Origin of the sequence: Microbacterium sp. NPDC080220 (assembly GCF_040686395.1) — a bacterium.
Taxonomy (GTDB): domain Bacteria; phylum Actinomycetota; class Actinomycetes; order Actinomycetales; family Microbacteriaceae; genus Microbacterium; species Microbacterium gawkjiense.
On record NZ_JBFBOP010000007.1, the window covers coordinates 189,568 to 204,375 of the forward strand.

17 protein-coding genes are annotated in these 14,808 nt (G+C 71.1%); 6 read left to right on the top strand and 11 right to left on the bottom strand.

The features are described from left to right. Positions 1-37 precede the first annotated feature (37 nt). Entirely contained in the window at positions 38-1,459 is a 1,422-nt protein-coding gene (locus AB0P29_RS12315) for a serine/threonine-protein kinase (protein WP_363380120.1), read from the top strand. Between the two features lie 57 nt (positions 1,460-1,516). Here AB0P29_RS12315 and AB0P29_RS12320 read toward each other — a convergent pair whose 3' ends face one another. Both AB0P29_RS12320 and AB0P29_RS12325 read right to left on the bottom strand, forming a co-directional pair. Beyond that, positions 1,517-2,602 carry an ABC transporter permease gene (locus tag AB0P29_RS12320; protein WP_359920412.1) on the bottom strand — a complete coding sequence of 362 codons (1,086 nt, stop codon included), beginning with the start codon at positions 2,600-2,602 and terminating at the stop codon, positions 1,517-1,519. After that, positions 2,599-3,483, bottom strand: a complete 885-nt coding sequence (locus AB0P29_RS12325; protein WP_359920410.1) for an ATP-binding cassette domain-containing protein — start codon at positions 3,481-3,483, stop codon at positions 2,599-2,601. The genes AB0P29_RS12320 and AB0P29_RS12325 overlap by 4 nt, the downstream gene beginning before the upstream one ends. 213 nt (positions 3,484-3,696) lie before the next feature. Here AB0P29_RS12325 and AB0P29_RS12330 point away from each other — a divergent pair, with 213 nt between their 5' ends. Both AB0P29_RS12330 and AB0P29_RS12335 read left to right on the top strand, forming a co-directional pair. After that, a complete protein-coding gene (locus AB0P29_RS12330) occupies positions 3,697-4,266 on the top strand; it encodes an NADPH-dependent FMN reductase (protein ID WP_311286271.1) in 570 nt (189 codons plus the stop codon). Between the two features lie 241 nt (positions 4,267-4,507). After that, positions 4,508-4,915, top strand: coding sequence for a DUF5956 family protein (locus AB0P29_RS12335; protein WP_363380124.1), 408 nt, complete (start codon positions 4,508-4,510; stop codon positions 4,913-4,915). A 245-nt stretch (positions 4,916-5,160) separates the two neighbouring features. Here AB0P29_RS12335 and AB0P29_RS12340 read toward each other — a convergent pair whose 3' ends face one another. The 3 genes from AB0P29_RS12340 to AB0P29_RS12350 form a co-directional block, all read right to left on the bottom strand. After that, complete coding sequence (locus AB0P29_RS12340; RefSeq protein ID WP_363380126.1) at positions 5,161-5,832, bottom strand: response regulator transcription factor; 672 nt, start codon at positions 5,830-5,832, stop codon at positions 5,161-5,163. Further along, complete coding sequence (locus AB0P29_RS12345; protein ID WP_363380129.1) at positions 5,829-7,088, bottom strand: sensor histidine kinase; 1,260 nt, start codon at positions 7,086-7,088, stop codon at positions 5,829-5,831. The genes AB0P29_RS12340 and AB0P29_RS12345 overlap by 4 nt, the downstream gene beginning before the upstream one ends. A gap of 63 nt (positions 7,089-7,151) precedes the next feature. After that, positions 7,152-7,991 carry an exodeoxyribonuclease III gene (locus AB0P29_RS12350; RefSeq protein ID WP_363380131.1) on the bottom strand — a complete coding sequence of 280 codons (840 nt, stop codon included), beginning with the start codon at positions 7,989-7,991 and terminating at the stop codon, positions 7,152-7,154. 52 nt (positions 7,992-8,043) lie between these two features. Between AB0P29_RS12350 and pyrE the strand changes: the two genes are divergently transcribed. Continuing rightward, entirely contained in the window at positions 8,044-8,622 is a 579-nt protein-coding gene (pyrE, locus tag AB0P29_RS12355; protein ID WP_363380133.1) for an orotate phosphoribosyltransferase, read from the top strand. Between the two features lie 17 nt (positions 8,623-8,639). On the opposite strand, the gene AB0P29_RS12360 is transcribed toward pyrE, so the two are convergent. Then, positions 8,640-8,786, bottom strand: a complete 147-nt coding sequence (locus AB0P29_RS12360) for a hypothetical protein (RefSeq protein ID WP_363380135.1) — start codon at positions 8,784-8,786, stop codon at positions 8,640-8,642. Between the two features lie 132 nt (positions 8,787-8,918). Here AB0P29_RS12360 and AB0P29_RS12365 point away from each other — a divergent pair, with 132 nt between their 5' ends. Continuing rightward, positions 8,919-9,872, top strand: a complete 954-nt coding sequence (locus tag AB0P29_RS12365) for an SDR family NAD(P)-dependent oxidoreductase (RefSeq protein ID WP_363380138.1) — start codon at positions 8,919-8,921, stop codon at positions 9,870-9,872. Positions 9,873-9,893: 21 nt separating this feature from the next. On the opposite strand, the gene AB0P29_RS12370 is transcribed toward AB0P29_RS12365, so the two are convergent. From AB0P29_RS12370 to AB0P29_RS12380, 3 genes are read right to left on the bottom strand one after another with little or no spacing between them, the layout of a single operon-like run. Then, on the bottom strand, positions 9,894-10,538 hold the full coding sequence (locus AB0P29_RS12370; RefSeq protein WP_363380140.1) for a metal-dependent transcriptional regulator: 645 nt from the start codon (positions 10,536-10,538) through the stop codon (positions 9,894-9,896). Between the two features lie 47 nt (positions 10,539-10,585). Then, a complete protein-coding gene (locus AB0P29_RS12375) occupies positions 10,586-11,887 on the bottom strand; it encodes an Nramp family divalent metal transporter (protein WP_363380142.1) in 1,302 nt (433 codons plus the stop codon). Between the two features lie 42 nt (positions 11,888-11,929). Further along, positions 11,930-12,256, bottom strand: a complete 327-nt coding sequence (locus tag AB0P29_RS12380; RefSeq protein WP_363380144.1) for a hypothetical protein — start codon at positions 12,254-12,256, stop codon at positions 11,930-11,932. Positions 12,257-12,316: 60 nt separating this feature from the next. On the opposite strand from AB0P29_RS12380, the gene AB0P29_RS12385 reads away from it, so the two are divergent. Beyond that, on the top strand, positions 12,317-12,949 hold the full coding sequence (locus tag AB0P29_RS12385) for a TrmH family RNA methyltransferase (RefSeq protein ID WP_363380146.1): 633 nt from the start codon (positions 12,317-12,319) through the stop codon (positions 12,947-12,949). A 3-nt stretch (positions 12,950-12,952) separates the two neighbouring features. Here the strand turns inward: AB0P29_RS12385 and AB0P29_RS12390 are convergent, their stop codons facing one another. Together AB0P29_RS12390 and AB0P29_RS12395 are read right to left on the bottom strand one after the other, a co-directional pair. Beyond that, entirely contained in the window at positions 12,953-14,272 is a 1,320-nt protein-coding gene (locus AB0P29_RS12390; RefSeq protein ID WP_363380148.1) for an MATE family efflux transporter, read from the bottom strand. 53 nt (positions 14,273-14,325) lie between these two features. Beyond that, positions 14,326-14,808, bottom strand: a 483-nt coding sequence (locus tag AB0P29_RS12395) for an alpha-hydroxy acid oxidase (protein ID WP_363380150.1), incomplete at its 5' end; no start/stop codon positions are given.

Sequence of the window (14,808 nt, forward strand, 5' to 3'; positions counted from 1 at the left end):
GTAGACGGGACCGCTGACCCGGGCGGAGGAGGAGACGATGACGGACGCACCCGAGCCGCTCGTCGGCGACACTCTGGCGGATCGTTACCGGCTGATCGCGCAGGTCGGTCAGGGCGGCATGGCGCGGGTCTTCCGCGCGGACGACACCGCGCTCGGGCGGACGGTCGCCGTCAAGGTGCTGCGCCCCGGCGTCGAGGGGGTCGCCGGAGCGCCTGAGCGCGCCCGGAGTGAGGTGACCCTCCTCGCCTCGCTCAACCACCCGTCGCTCGTGACCCTCTTCGACGCGCACCTGACCGGATCGCCCGAATACCTTGTGATGGAGTTCGTCGACGGGCCGACCCTCAGCTCCCGGATCGCCGAGGGGCCGCTGCCCCCAGCCGAGGTCGCCGCGCTCGCCGCGGAGCTCGGCGAAGCCCTCCACGTCGTGCACGCGTCGGGGGTCGTGCACCGCGACATGAAGCCGTCGAACGTGCTGCTCGCCCCGCCGCACCTGCCGGGCGGGCGGCCCCGCGCGAAGCTCGCCGACTTCGGCATCGCCCTGCTCCTCGACAGCGCCCGGCTGACGACGCCCGGCACGATCATCGGGACGGCCGCCTATCTCGCCCCCGAGCAGGTGCAGGGCGCCGATCCGGCTCCGCCCGCCGACGTGTACGCGCTCGGCCTGGTGCTGCTCGAAGCCCTCACCGGCGAGCGCGCGTACCCGCACACCGACGGGGTCGGCGCCGCCCTGGCCCGCCTCACCACGCCGCCGACGATCCCCGACGCGCTCGGCCCCGCCTGGACGTCGCTGCTGTCGCGCATGACCGCCACCCGCCCCGAGGAGCGTCCGACCGCGCTCGCGGTCGTCGAGGCTGCCGAGCGGCTGCGCACCGCGCCGGTCGACGGTGCGCCCCCACTGCCTCCGGTGCGCGCGGCGGTGGCCGCCGGCATCCCGATCGCGGCGACGACCCCCGCCGACGCGCCGGCGACGCAGGCGGAGCCTCGCGACGACGACGCCCCGACCGTGCTCGAGCCGGCGGCCGCCCGCATGGCGGGCGATGCCCCGACGCGCCGCTATCCGACGGCGGCGACGGTGGCCTTGGGGTCGGCGCCGGCTCCGGCATCCACCGCGGCGGACTCACGTCGCCGGTCCCGCCGTCCGCTCGTCATCGGGCTCGCCGTCGCGGTCGTCGCCCTTCTCGCTGGGGCCAGCATCTGGGCGGCGTCGCTCTTCGGCGGACAGCAGTCCGGAACGACCGACCCCGCGCAGACCGAGCCGACGCCCGCCCGGACGGCGGAGGTGACGCCGACCGCCACCCCGACGCCCACGGTCTCGACGGTCGACGACTCGGGCACCGATGACGCCCCTGCCGACGACAAGGGCGGCGGCAAACCCGACAAGCAGGACAAGCCCGACAAACCCGGCAAGGACAAACCCGGCAAGGACAAGCCCGGCAAGGGCGGCCCCGGACGCGGCTGAACCGCCCCGCCGCAGGTGCGGACGGGGCGGTTCAGCGGATGCCGCGGTGCGGCAGGATCAGCGCGACAGGGCCTCGCGCAGCTTGACGCGCGCCCCCATGCGCAGGAGCGAGTTCTCGTAGATCTTCGCGCCGAGGAGGATCGCCCCGATGCACGCGGCGAGCATGACGGCCAGCGCGAGCAGGGGCTCCCACCACTGCGCCTCGCCGACGAAGATGCGCACCGGCATCCCCACCGGGGCCGAGAACGGCACGTACGACATGATCGTCAGCACGACGGGGTTGTCGTTGAAGAAGATGACGAGGAAGTACGGCGCCATCACGATGTAGGTGAGCGGCGTGATCGTCGGTCCGATGTCCTCCTGTCGCGAGACCATCGCGCCCGCCGCGGCGAACAGCGCGGCCAGCAGGACGAACCCGAAGAGGAAGAACACCGCGAACCACGCGATCGGACCGCCGAGCCCCGCGATGAGGAAGTCCTGACCGGTCACCGTCAGGCCGATGATCGCGACCGCGGCGATACCGACGATCTGCCCCATCGCGAGCACCGTGTTACCGAGCACCTTGCCGGCCAGGAGGGCGCGGGTCGGGATCGCCGAGATGAGCAGCTCGACCACGCGGGTCTGCTTCTCCTCGACGACGCTCGTCGCGATGGTCGTGCCGAAGGTGAGCGCCGCGGCGAAGAAGACGCCGCCGAACGCGATCGCGATGATGTAGCGCAAGAAGCCGTCGGTGCTCGCGGGTTCGAGGATCTCGACCTCGGGCGCGATGCTCAGCTGCTGCAGCAGACTGTTGGAGACCTGCTCGTCGAACACCACGGTGTAGCCGAGGGGCTCGGCGCCGCCCGGGATGACGGCGGCGTCGACCTCGCCGTCGCGGACGAGTTCGCGTGCCTCGTCGGCGGTCGCGGCATCCGTCACGTCGAAGGCGTCGGGGTCGGTGAGGGCCGAGGCGGTCTCGGAGGTGACCGCGATCGGCGTGCGGTTGTCGCTCTGCGCCGTGAAGCCGGCCCAGAGGACCGCGGCCAGCACGATCAGGAACATGACGACGGTCGAGATGATGAACGACTTGGAGCGCAGCTTGGAGCCGATCTCCCGCTCGGTGACGAGCCAGACGCTCTGGCCGAAGGACGGTGACGTGTTCACTGGATGACCTCCGTGAAGATCTGGGCGAGGGTGGGGCGGCGGGGGGCGAAGCTCGTCACGGCGCCGTGGGTGACGGCGCGCTGCAGGACGCGCTGGGCGGTCTCGTCCGAGTCGGCCTCGAACACCGCGTATCCGCCGTCGAAGTCGACGACCTCGACGCCCGGCTCATCGCGCAGCCAGCCGGCGTCGGTGGCCGAGACGAGTTCGAAGCGCCGCGAGGCGTGCTCGGCGCGCAGGCCGTCGCGGGTGCCGGCCGCGCGGATGGTGCCGCCGGCGATGATGACGAGGTCGTCGCACAGGCGCTCGACGACGTCGAGCTGGTGCGACGAGAAGAGCACCGAGACGCCCTGCGCGGCGCGGGTCTGCAGCACCTCGGCCACGACGTCGACCGCGAGCGGGTCGAGGCCCGAGAACGGCTCGTCGAGGATGAGCACCTCGGGGTCGTGCACGAGCGCCGCCGCGATCTGCGCGCGCTGCTGGTTGCCGAGCGAGAGCGTCTCGACGTTGTCGTCCAGGCGCTCCCCGAGCCCCAGCTCCTGGAGCAGCGCCGTCGCGCGGGTCGTGGCATCCGCCTTCGAGAACCCGTGCAGACGGGCGAGGTAGACGATGTGCTCGAGCACCTTCATCTTCGGGTACAGGCCGCGCTCCTCGGGCATGTACCCGAAGCGGCGGCGGTCGGCGGTCGTGACGGGCGCGCCGTTCAGCGTGACCTCGCCGCTGTCGCGGCCCAGCACGCCGAGCATGATGCGCATCGTGGTGGTCTTGCCGGCGCCGTTGCCGCCGACGAACCCGGTCAGGCGGCCGGGGGCGACGTCGAACGCGACGTCGTCGAGCACCCGCCGCGAGCCATAGCTCTTGGTGATCCCGCGTAGCTGCAGCATCCGTTCCTCCTGTGATCCTGGGCCACCGGCGGTGGCACGTGTCCCACGTTAGGAAGATCGGATGCCGGGGGCCTCCCCCCGGCGGGTGATCCGGGATCCCCGCCGCGAGGGGGAGTGCGACGTCTTATTGCATTCACAGGAATAGGGATGCCGGGGGTCCCGTTGGATTCCACGGTGCCGAACGGCATCCGTTTCGACTCTTTTGGAGGACCCATGACGAACCGCACCATCGGCTACATCGTCGGCAGCATCTCGTCGACGTCGATCAACCGCCGCCTCGCCAAGGCGCTCGAGCGCCTCGCACCCGAGGGCACCACGTTGGTCGAGATCCCGATCAAGGACCTGCCGTTCTACTCGGTCGACCACGACGCGGACTTCCCGCAGGTCGCCGTCGACTTCAAGCAGGCGATCGCGGACGTCGATGGCGTCATCATCGTGACCCCCGAGTACAGCCGCTCGATCCCGGGCGTGCTGAAGAACGCGCTCGACTGGGCCGCCCGCCCCTACGGCCAGAACGCGTTCAACCTCAAGCCCACCGCCGTCATCGGCACCTCGGGCAGCGGCATCGCCACCGCCGCCGCGCAGCAGCACCTGAAGGCGATCCTCAGCCACTTCAACGCCCCCACGCTCGGCCAGCCCGAAGGCTACGTGCAGAGCACGCCCGGCCTGTTCGGCGAGGACGGCGAGGTCACCAGCGACGAGACCGCCGGCTTCCTGACCGGCTACCTCGAGGCGTTCGGCGACCTGATCGACCGCTACGCCAAGGTCCCCGCGGGCGTCTGACCCGCGTCACGGCTGGAACGGCCCCGCCCCGACTCGGGCGGGGCCGTTCCGCGTGCGGGGCGGCGGGGGTCTATGGGAACAAACTGACCGAGAAGGGCACGTACTATGACCTCGTGACCGGGCGAGTTCGTCCGGACGGGGGTCCGGTCTTGGCGATGCCGAGTCTCGCGGGGGTCAAGTTCGTCTGTCCGACAGGATCTGGGAATTGCGAGTTCGATTGAGTGACGACCGTTGGTCGGCCATGCCGATCGCACCCCTGAGTCGAGGAAACGTTGTCGTCCTCGGCCCGGATCGGCGAAGTGCGCTCATTGCATACGTCGCCGGTCCCCGCCACGTGCAGCGAATTCCACGGCGTGTAATCACCGTCCGGGAGCGAGTTGACGGTGGCCCGCAACTCGTTCGAGAAGCTGTGGACGAGGAGGCGAAAGAAGTCCAGAGCGATCTCGCTGCGTTCCTCTGGTTGGCAGGTATCCCCGCTCCGCCAGCAACCGACGAATGGCGGCTGCACCTACCCGCTGGCGTGACGGAAGCCGACCTCTGGGACGCCGTCAACGGTGACCGAGTGCGCACTCAGAGTGCTTCGAACGCACGAGAGGTGGTGGCAGACGTTCGAACCGCACTGGAGGAGTTGCTCGGGCCGCTCGACTGAACGCGGGGTCGTGGGCCCCGCCACCCGGCGCGGGCCAGCCGACGGGACTGCGGGCGACGGTCCCTGACGCTTGGATCGGCCGATCACGCTTGGCGACCCGGTTAGGGACGGCCGGCCAACGTACGAAATCACATCCCTCGTAGTATCCGCGGAGGATGAGCGGGCCCCAGGTGAAGGATGGGACGGATTTCCCGCCACCAGGCGGCCATGCGGCGCGCGGACTTGCGAGGACGATAAGGCCGTGATCAGGCCAGGCCGTGCCGGTAGGCCCAGACCACGGCGGCGACGCGGTCGCGGGCGCCGAGCTTCTGCAGCACGTTCGACACGTGCGTCTTGACCGTCGCCTCGCCGATGTAGAGCTCCTGCGCGATCTCGCCGTTGCTCATCGCACGCGCGAGCAGACGCAACACCTCGGCCTCGCGTTCGGTGAGCTCCACCGGAAGGGCGGGCGCGGCATCCGTCGTCCGGGGGAGGGATGCCGCCGGTGCCGACTCCGCCTGCGCGAACCGCTCGATCACCCGACGCGTCACCGACGGCGCGAGCAGCGCATCACCCGAGTGCGCGACGCGCACGGCATTCGTGAGCTCCTCGGGGCCGGCGTTCTTGAGCAGGAACCCGCTCGCCCCCGCCGACAGCGCCCGGAACAGGTAGTCGTCGCGGTCGAAGGTCGTCACGATGACGACGGATGCCGCGACCTCGGCATCCGCCACGATCCGCCGCGTCGCCTCGAGGCCGTCCATGTCGGGCATCTGCACGTCCATGCAGATCACATCGGGGCGCAGCTCGCGCGCGGCTGCGACGGCGGCGCGACCGTCGCCCGCCTCGCCGACGACCTCGATGTCACCCGCGGCCTCCAGGATCATGCGGAACCCGGTGCGCATGACGGCGTGGTCGTCGACCAGCAGCACGCGGATCATGCCGGCACCGCCTGCGTCAGCGGCATGCGCGCCCGAACGAGGAAGCCGCCCCGGTCACGGGCGCGCGCCTCGAGCGTTCCTCCGGAAGAAACGGCGCGCTCGCGCATCCCGACCAGGCCGAGGCCCGCGCGTCCGGAGATCGGCGCGCGTCCGGTGTTCGAGACCTCGAGTTCGACGGCGTCGTCGGCGTAGCGCAGGCGCACGTCGGCGGTCGCGCCGGGGCCGCCGTGACGGCGGGCGTTCGTCAGCGCCTCCTGCGCGATGCGGTACAGGTTCACCTGCACGAGGTCGGAGGTCGGCACCGCGTCGCCGACGACCGACAGCGTCGTCGGCAGGCCGTTCTCGTTCGCGTGGGCGACGAGCGCCGGCAGCGCGTCGAGGCGCAGCGTCGACCCGCCGAGCGCGTCGGTGTCGGATGCGTCGGTGTCGGGCGTGCGCAGCGTCTCGAGCAGCTGGCGCAGTTCGGTCAGTGCCTCGCGCGCAGAGGACTCGATGCCGGTCAGCGCGGTGCGCGCGGCATCCGGGTTCCGCTCGAACACCGTCCGCGCGGCACCCGCCTGCACCCCCATCGCCGAGACGTGGTGGGCGACGACGTCGTGCAGCTCGCGCGCGATGCGCACGCGGTCGAGGGCGACGGCCTGTGCCGCCGTCCGTTCGCGCTCGCGTTCGAGTTCGGCGGTGCGCTGCTCGAGCGCCGCGCGCTCCATCGCACCCGTGTAGGCGCGCTCGCCGAACAGGTAGGCACCGCCGAAGAAGGCCACGTTGACGAGGAACTGGATCAGAGCGAACGCCGCGAAGGGCGAGAACGGGCCCTGCTGCGAGAGTCCGTCGTCGGAGGCCGCCGACTGGAACATCGTGATGAGCAGCCACACGAACATCGCGACGATCAGCAGGATGCGCACGAGCGCCGCACGGCGCCGGTCGGCGACCCAGGCGCCCACCGTGTACATCGCGATGAACAGCGACACGTTGCCGACGTACACCTCGGGGATGCCCGCCGACATGCCCACGAAGAAGGCCGCGGACACGAGGACCAGCACCGTGCCGGGGAACCGACGTCGCAGGGCGAGGGGAACCGTGACCGCCGCGGCGTAGAGCAGCCCCCAGTGCAGAGCCGGGCCGTTGCCGCCGTAGATGTTCGAGACCGTGCCGAGGGCGGTGCTGATCAGGCCGGCGACCAGCATCCCGGCGGCGAGCCAGGCGTCGTGACGACGTTCGGCAGGGGTGACGGCGCGGCGGAGCGTCGAGTCGGACATACCTTCCACGCTAGAGGGGCGGATGCGGCGCGGCATCCGTCCTGCGGGGGAGAGCCTTCGGCGTCAGAAGATCATCGGACGGTCGTCGTCGTCCTCGCCGCCGAGGTCGAGGTCGACGACCACCGGCACGTGGTCGCTGGGGATCTCGCCCTTGCGCTCGTCGCGGTGGATGGATGCCCCGACGACACCGTCGGCGAAGGCCGCCGAACCGAGGATGAAGTCGATGCGCAGGCCCTCGTTGCGGGGGAAGCGCAGCTGCTTGTAGTCCCAGTAGGTGTAGCCGGTCGGGACGAGCGGGCGGACCGTGTCGGTGAGGCCGGCGTCGAGCAGGGACTGGAAGGCGGCGCGCTCCTCGGGCGAGACGTGCGTCGTCACGCCCTCGACGACCGTCGGGTCGCCGTTGTCGGCGTCGGTCGGGGCGATGTTGAAGTCGCCGACGAGAGCCAGCGGCAGCTCGGGGTGGGCGGCGAGCGTCGACTGCGTGTAGGCGCGGAGCGCCTCGAGCCAGTGCAGTTTGTACGCGAAGTGCGGGTCGTCGAGACCGCGGCCGTTGGGGACGTAGAGGCTCCACACCTTGACGCCGTCGATCGTCGCGCCGAGCGCGCGGGCCTCCTGCGGGGCATCCGGACCCTCGTGGCCCTTCAGGAACCCCGGCATGTCGGGGAAGGCGTACTCGACCTCGGTGATCGGCTCACGACTCGCGATCGCGACGCCGTTCCACTGGTTCAGGCCGTGCGCCTCGACGTGGTAGCCCGCCTCTTCGAACGCCTCGTAGGGGAACTGCTCGGGCTTGCACTTGATCTCCTGCATCGCGAGCACGTCGATGTTCTCGCGCACGGCGAACTCGACGGTGCGCACGACGCGCGCGCGGATGGAGTTGACGTTCCAGGTGGCAAGCCGCATGGTTCCCAGCCTAGATCGGGCGTCCGACGCCGCCGGTCGTAGACTCGGAGCCGTGACCGTCGCCTCCACGCCCGCACTCGAAGCCGACCGCCAGAGCCTCATCTCGCTCATCCAGGAGGAGGCCGTGTTCCACGGCGACTTCACCCTGTCGAGCGGCAAGAAGGCGACCTACTACGTCGACATGCGAAAGCTCACGCTCGACCACCGCGCGGCGCCCGCCATCGGGCGCATCATGCTCGACCTCATCCGCGACGTCGACGGCATCGTCGCGGTCGGCGGGCTCACCCTCGGCGCCGACCCCATCGCGAACGCCGTCATGCACGAGTCCGCGCGCACCGACGCGCCGCTCGACGCGTTCGTCGTCCGCAAGGAGCCCAAGGACCACGGCCGCGGTCGTCAGCTCGAAGGAGCGGATGTCGCGGGCAAGCGCGTCGTCGTCGTCGAGGACACCTCGACCACCGGTCAGTCGGCGCTCAAGGCCGTCGAGGCGCTGCGCCGCGAGGGCGCCGAGCCCGTCGCGGTGGCCGTGATCGTCGACCGCAAGACGGGTGCGCAGGCCGCGGTCGAGGCGGCGGGTCTCACCTGGCTCGCCGCGATCGACCTCGACGACCTGGGCCTGCAGCCGCAGTAATCCCGCCGGCGCGAGCCCTACTTGGGTTCGAGGTCGTCCCACGGGTTTCCGCCGCGATCGTCGTCGCGCCGGCGACGGACCATCTGCACGATGACGATCACGAGCGTCGTGGTCATCGTGAGGCCCACGACGGCGAACAGCAGGTTCTGTTCCAGCCCGCTCATGCGAAGCCTCCTCCACTCGGTCCCCCCACTCTGACACCGATATGTGCCGATTGCGGCATCCATTGTCAGAACCCCCTGGGAAACCTCGCCCGGCCACGTGACCTCAGGGGTCTGCGAGCGTAGGGTCAAGGGGTGGCGCGAGACGTGTGGGACCCCCGACATCTGCCCGATCTGCGCGGTCGCCGATACCTCGTCACGGGTTCCAACGCCGGGCTCGGATTCTTCTCGTGCCTGCAGCTCGCGGGCGCCGGAGCGCACGTCATCATGAGCGGCCGGAACCCCACTCGGCTCTCTCGAGCGCGGGCCGCGATCGTCGCCCAGGTGCCCGACGCCGACCTCGAGACGCTGGCCCTCGACACGAGCAACCTCGGCTCGGTCCGCGCGGCGGCCGCGACCGTGCGGGGGCGGATCGGGCTGAACGGCGTCCTGTTGAACGCCGGGATCGTGCACCCCCCGAAGACGCGGCAGGTGACCCTCGACGGGCACGAGCTCGTCATCGCGACCAACGCGCTCGGGCACTACGCTCTCGCCGGGGCGCTGCTGCCCGCCCTCGCCGCCGCGCGCGGCCGGATGGTGTGGCTCGGCTCGGTCTCGACGACGCTCTTCTCCTGGGATCCGACTGACCCCGAGCTGGTGCACGGGTACACGCCGTGGCGGGCCTACGTGCAGTCGAAGGTCGCGACCTCGGCGCTCGGTTTCGAAGCGGACCGCCGGCTCCGGGCGGCATCCGTTCCCGTCGACAGCATCGTCGCCCACCCCGGATACTCCCTCGGCGGCCGCACCCGACGCATCGCGGGTGTGAGCGCGCCGACCCGGCGCAAGCGTCTGTTCAGCAGCCTGCAGGCGCCGATCTCGCAATCGAAGGAGCGCGGTGCATGGTCACCCGTGCGTGCGCTCGTCGACCCCGACGCCGAGGGCGGGCAGTACTGGGGCCCGTCGGGCTTCATCACCGGGTCGCCTGAGCAGGTCACCCCGTCGAAGGTGACCGTCGACCCCGACGTCGGCGCGCGGGTGTGGCACTACGCTGAGCACGCCACGCGGACCGAATGGCCCTACCTCAAGGCGCGCAAGGTTCGCCTGCGCTGATCCCGCCTGGCGCCGGGTCGCTCAGGCGCTGATCCAGACGGCGGATGCCGCGGCTGCGGGCAGCTCGATCGTCGGACCGCCGTCGACCTGGACGGCATCGCGTCCGGTCGCCGTCACCGTGCGGCCCACGTCGATTCCCGCCTCCTCGAGGGCTCGGAGGAGCGACGGGTCGCGGTCGGAGACGCGGAGCACCCGGCCGGTGTGTCCGAGGGCCGCCTCGGCCAGCAGCACGAACGGCTCCCGCTCCACGGTTCCATCGGGCGCCGGGATCGCATCGCCGTGCGGGTCGAACCGCGGGTGTCCGAGGCGCTCGTCGATCCCGGCGAGCAGACGGTCGCTGATCGTGTGCTCGAGGACCTCCGCCTCGTCGTGCACCTCGTCCCACGCGTAGCCGAACTCCCGCACCAGCCAGGTCTCGATGAGGCGGTGTCGCCGGATCACCGACGTGGCGCGCAGCGTGCCGGCATCCGTCAGCGAGATCGGGCCGTACGGACGGTGGGAGACGAGCCCCTGGGCGGCGAGCTTCTTGACCATCTCCGTGATGCTCGAGGGCGCGAGCCCGAGCTCCGACGCGAGGATCGACGGGGTGACCGGCTGGGTCTGCCACTCGGTGTGGTGGTAGATCGTCTTCAGGTAATCGTCGACGGTGGACGGCGAGGCGGGCACGCCCCCAGGGTATCGGCCCGCCTTCCCGGCCGTGGCGACGGACGTCGTCACCCGCCGGTGAAGGTGAGCCAGAGCAGCGCGCAGTTGAGCGCGATGAGGAAGACGGATGCCGCGGCGCCGACGACCGTGGTGAACACGCGGTTGCGGTGCGCCCCGACCACGTCGCGCCGGGCGGTGAGGGCGACGAGCGGCACCAGGGCGAACGGGATGCCGAAGCTCAGCACCACCTGGCTCAGCACGAGGGCGAGCGTAGGGTCGACCCCGACGGTGAGGATCACGAGCGCAGGGACGAGGGTCACGAGTCGCCGCGCGAGGAGGGGCAGCCGCACCCGGAGGAGTCCCTGCATGATCTCGGCGCCCGCGTACGCGCCGACGGCGCTGCTGGCCAGGCCGCTCGCCAGCAGACCCACGGCGAACAGTGTCGCGACGACCGGTCCGATGCCGCTCTGCAGTGCCGCATACGCCCCCTCGAGGCTGTCGGTCCCGGGGACTCCCGCCAGGTTCGCCGCCGCCAGCAGGAGGATGCCGAGGTTCACCGTGCCGGCGATCGCGAGGGCGATCGTGACATCCCACCGAGTGGCGCGGAGGAGGCGGGTGGTGGCGAGCCGCTCGGGTTGCGCTGCCTCGGCCTGCGCCGCCGTGGGCCGTGGGGGCGCGGCATCCGCCGGTCGGAAGCGGTCGCGGGCCAGGGCGCTGTGCGCGTAGATCGCGTGCGGCATGATCGTCGCGCCCAGGATGGACGCCGCCAGCAGCACGGAGTCGGCGCCCTCGAAGCGGGGGAGAAGGCCCGAGGCGACGCTCGTCGCCTCGGGCGGTCCGATGAAGACGCCGTAGGTGAAGCCGATCACGATGATCGCCATCAGGCCGATGATCACGAACTCGAAGCTGCGCGCGCCGCGGCGCGACTGGATCATCAGCAGCAAGATCGAGACCGCGCCGGTGATGAGGCCTCCCCAGACGAGGGGGACGCCGAAGAGCAGCCACAGGGCGACGGCGCCGCCGATGATCTCGGCGACGTCCGTCGCCATCGCCACGAGTTCGGCCTGCACCCAGTACAGGCGACGCGCGACGTTCGAGCGGATGCGGGTGCCGAGCACCTCGGGGAGACTCTGGCCCGTGACGATGCCGAGCTTCGCCGAGAGGTACTGGATCAGCCAGGCCATGACGTTGCCGAGCACCACCACCCACACCAGCAGGTACCCGTATCGCGCTCCGGCGGTCATGTTGCTCGCGACGTTGCCCGGGTCGAGATAGGCGACCCCCGCGACGAGCGCCGGTCCGAGCAGCCACGCGACGCGGCGGCTCGTGCGGGGAGGCGCCGCGATCGACGGTGTGGCTGTTTTCGGCATACCGAAAAAGCTAACAGTCCTTTTCGGGGGGCCGAAAGATCGTCAGGGGGGTGGTGGGAGGCGCAGCGGATCGTCGGGGAACGGTGGACCGTACTGCGCTGTCGGGCGGGTCTCGATCGACGGATGCGTCGGAGCGGACCGGCCGAGCTCGATGTCCGAGTAGGGGTCGGAGGCGTACAACCCCGGAGCGCTCCGCCGGACGCGCCGGGGCCGCGGCGCGAGGATGGCGATGAGGCCGAGGGCCGCGACGAGTCCGGCGGGCACGGCCCAGGCCGGGAGCGACCACTCGAGCAGGATCGAGACGAGATACAGGACGAAGGCGCCGACCGCCACGATGAGGGGCGCGAACCTTCGGAGCCAGATCGCCATGGTTGACCGTACCGCTGCCCGCTCCCGTCGTCCAGAGATCCGCACGGCTAGCCTGGTCCGGTGCCCGATCCGATCGACTCCGAGCCGCAGCTGCCCGTCGGCGTGGGACCTTGGCCCGGCGGTGAGGCCGAGTGGCCCGACGACCCCCGGTACGACCGCGAGCTGCTGGCCGGCGGCGACCGGCGTAACGTCGTCGATCGGTACCGCTACTGGACGATGGCGGCGATCGTCGCCGATCTCGACGAGAAGCGGCATCCGTTCCACGTCGCCATCGAGAACTGGCAGCACGACATGAACATCGGGTCGATCGTCCGCAGCGCCAACGCCTTCGGCGCGGCCGAGGTGCACATCATCGGCAAACGCCGATGGAACCGGCGCGGCGCGATGGTCACCGACCGCTACCAGCACGTGCGCCACCACGAGGACGTCGCCGCCTTCACCATGTGGGCGGATGGCGAGGGCCTGCCCGTCCTCGCCATCGACAACGTCGACGGATCGGTGCCCGTGGACCGCGCCGACCTCCCCGAACGCTGCGTTCTGCTGTTTGGCCAGGAAGGACCGGGGCTGTCGGCGGAGGCGCTCGCCGCGGCATCCGGAGTCATCGAGATCACCCAGTACGGCTCGACCCGCTCGATCAACGCGTCGGCCGCCGCCGCGGTCGTCATGTACGAATGGTGCCGCCGCTACGCGTGAGCGTCAGGCGCCGACCGTGAGCCACTCCGAGCGGCGGACGCGGAGGCCCAGGGTCACCAGTCGCGCCAGCATGTAGACGCCGAAGAAGCAGACCGCGAGCCAGGCGAGCCCCGCGGCACCGGCCGGGAGCAGCAGCCATACGACGATGAGCGCGGGCAGGTAGGGCACGAGGTTCACGGCGCCGACGATCGCGAGGTACTTCGCATCGCCCGCGCCCATCAGCACCCCGTCGAGCACGAACACGACACCGCACACGGGCTGAGCGACAGCGAGCACGAGGAGTGCCGGCTGGATCAGCGCGGCGACCGCCGGGTCGCCCGTGAACGCGACGCCGATCACCCCGGACAGCGCGGCGATCACGACGCCCACGATGACCCCGAACCAGATGCCCCACGCGACCGTGCGCCCGAGGACCCGACGGACGAAGGGCTCGTCGCCCGCCCCGAGCCCGCGGCCGATGAGCGCCTGCGCCGCGATCGCGAGGGCGTCGAGGGCGAAAGCCGCTGTCGAGAAGATCGTGAACGCGACCTGCCAGCCGGCCAGCTCCTCGGTGCCGATGGCGGTGGCGACCGCGACCGTGACGAGCAGGGCGATGCGCAGCGACACCGTCCGTAGGAACAGCCATCCGCCCGAGCGCGCGGACCCGCGCACCCCGTCGCGCTGGGGGAGGACGGAAGCCGAGTGGCGCCGAGCGAGGCGACCGATGACGACCGCGTACGCGGCGACCATGCCCCACTGGGCGGCGACGGTCCCCGCCGCGGAACCCGCGATGCCCCAGCCGAAGCCGTAGATGAACAGCCAGTTGAGGAGGGCGTTCGCCGCGAAGCCGAGGCCGGCGATCCACAGCGGGGTCACCGTGTCCTGCATGCCTCGCAGCAGACCCGTCGCCGCGAAGACGATCAGCATCGCGGGGAGCCCCCACATCGAGAGCCCTAGATAGGCGACGGCCTGCTCGGCGACTGCGGTGGTCGGGTCGAAAAGGCCAACGAGCATCGGCGTCGCCAGCGACCCGACGAGGGCGAGCACCGCGCCCAGGCCCAGCGCGAGCCACAGCCCGTCGATGCCGACGCTCACGGCGCTCTGCGTGTCGCCGGCACCGAACCGCCGCGCCACCGCCGGGGTCGTCGAATACGCGAGGAACACCATCAGACCGACGATCGTCTGCAGCACGGCGCTGGCGATGCCGAGCCCCGCGAGCGGGACGACGCCCAGGTGCCCGATCAGCGCGGCATCCACGATGAGGAACATCGGCTCGGCCACGAGCGCCCCCAGGGCGGGCACGGCGAGGCGCAGGATCTCGCGGTTGAGGGTGGGCGCGGGCACGCGTTTCAGCCTAGGGCCGCGTCTGCGACGCGCCGACCTCTGCGCCGCGCGGGTCAGACGTCCTGGCGGGGCATCGGCGCGAGGCGCGTCAGCTGCGTGACGTGGCGGGGCTCCAGCTCGGCGATCGAGGCGACGCCGAGGAGCTTCATGGTCCGCTCGATCTCGCTGCGCAGGATCTCGATGGTCTTGTCGACGCCGGCCCGGCCTCCTGCCATCAGGCCGTACAGGTAGGCGCGGCCGATGAGCGTGAACTTCGCCCCCAGGGCGATGGATGCCACGATGTCGGCGCCGTTCATGATGCCGGTGTCGACCATCACGGTGGCGTCCTTCCCGACCTCGCGGACGACCGTCGGCAGGAGGTGGAAGGGGATCGGTGCCCGATCGAGCTGACGCCCGCCGTGGTTCGACAGGATGATGCCGTCGACGCCGTGGTCGATGAGGCGCTTCGAGTCCTCGACGTTCTGCACGCCCTTGATGACGATCTTGCCGGGCCAGATCCCGCGGATGACCTTCAGGTCCTCGTAGCTGATCGTCGG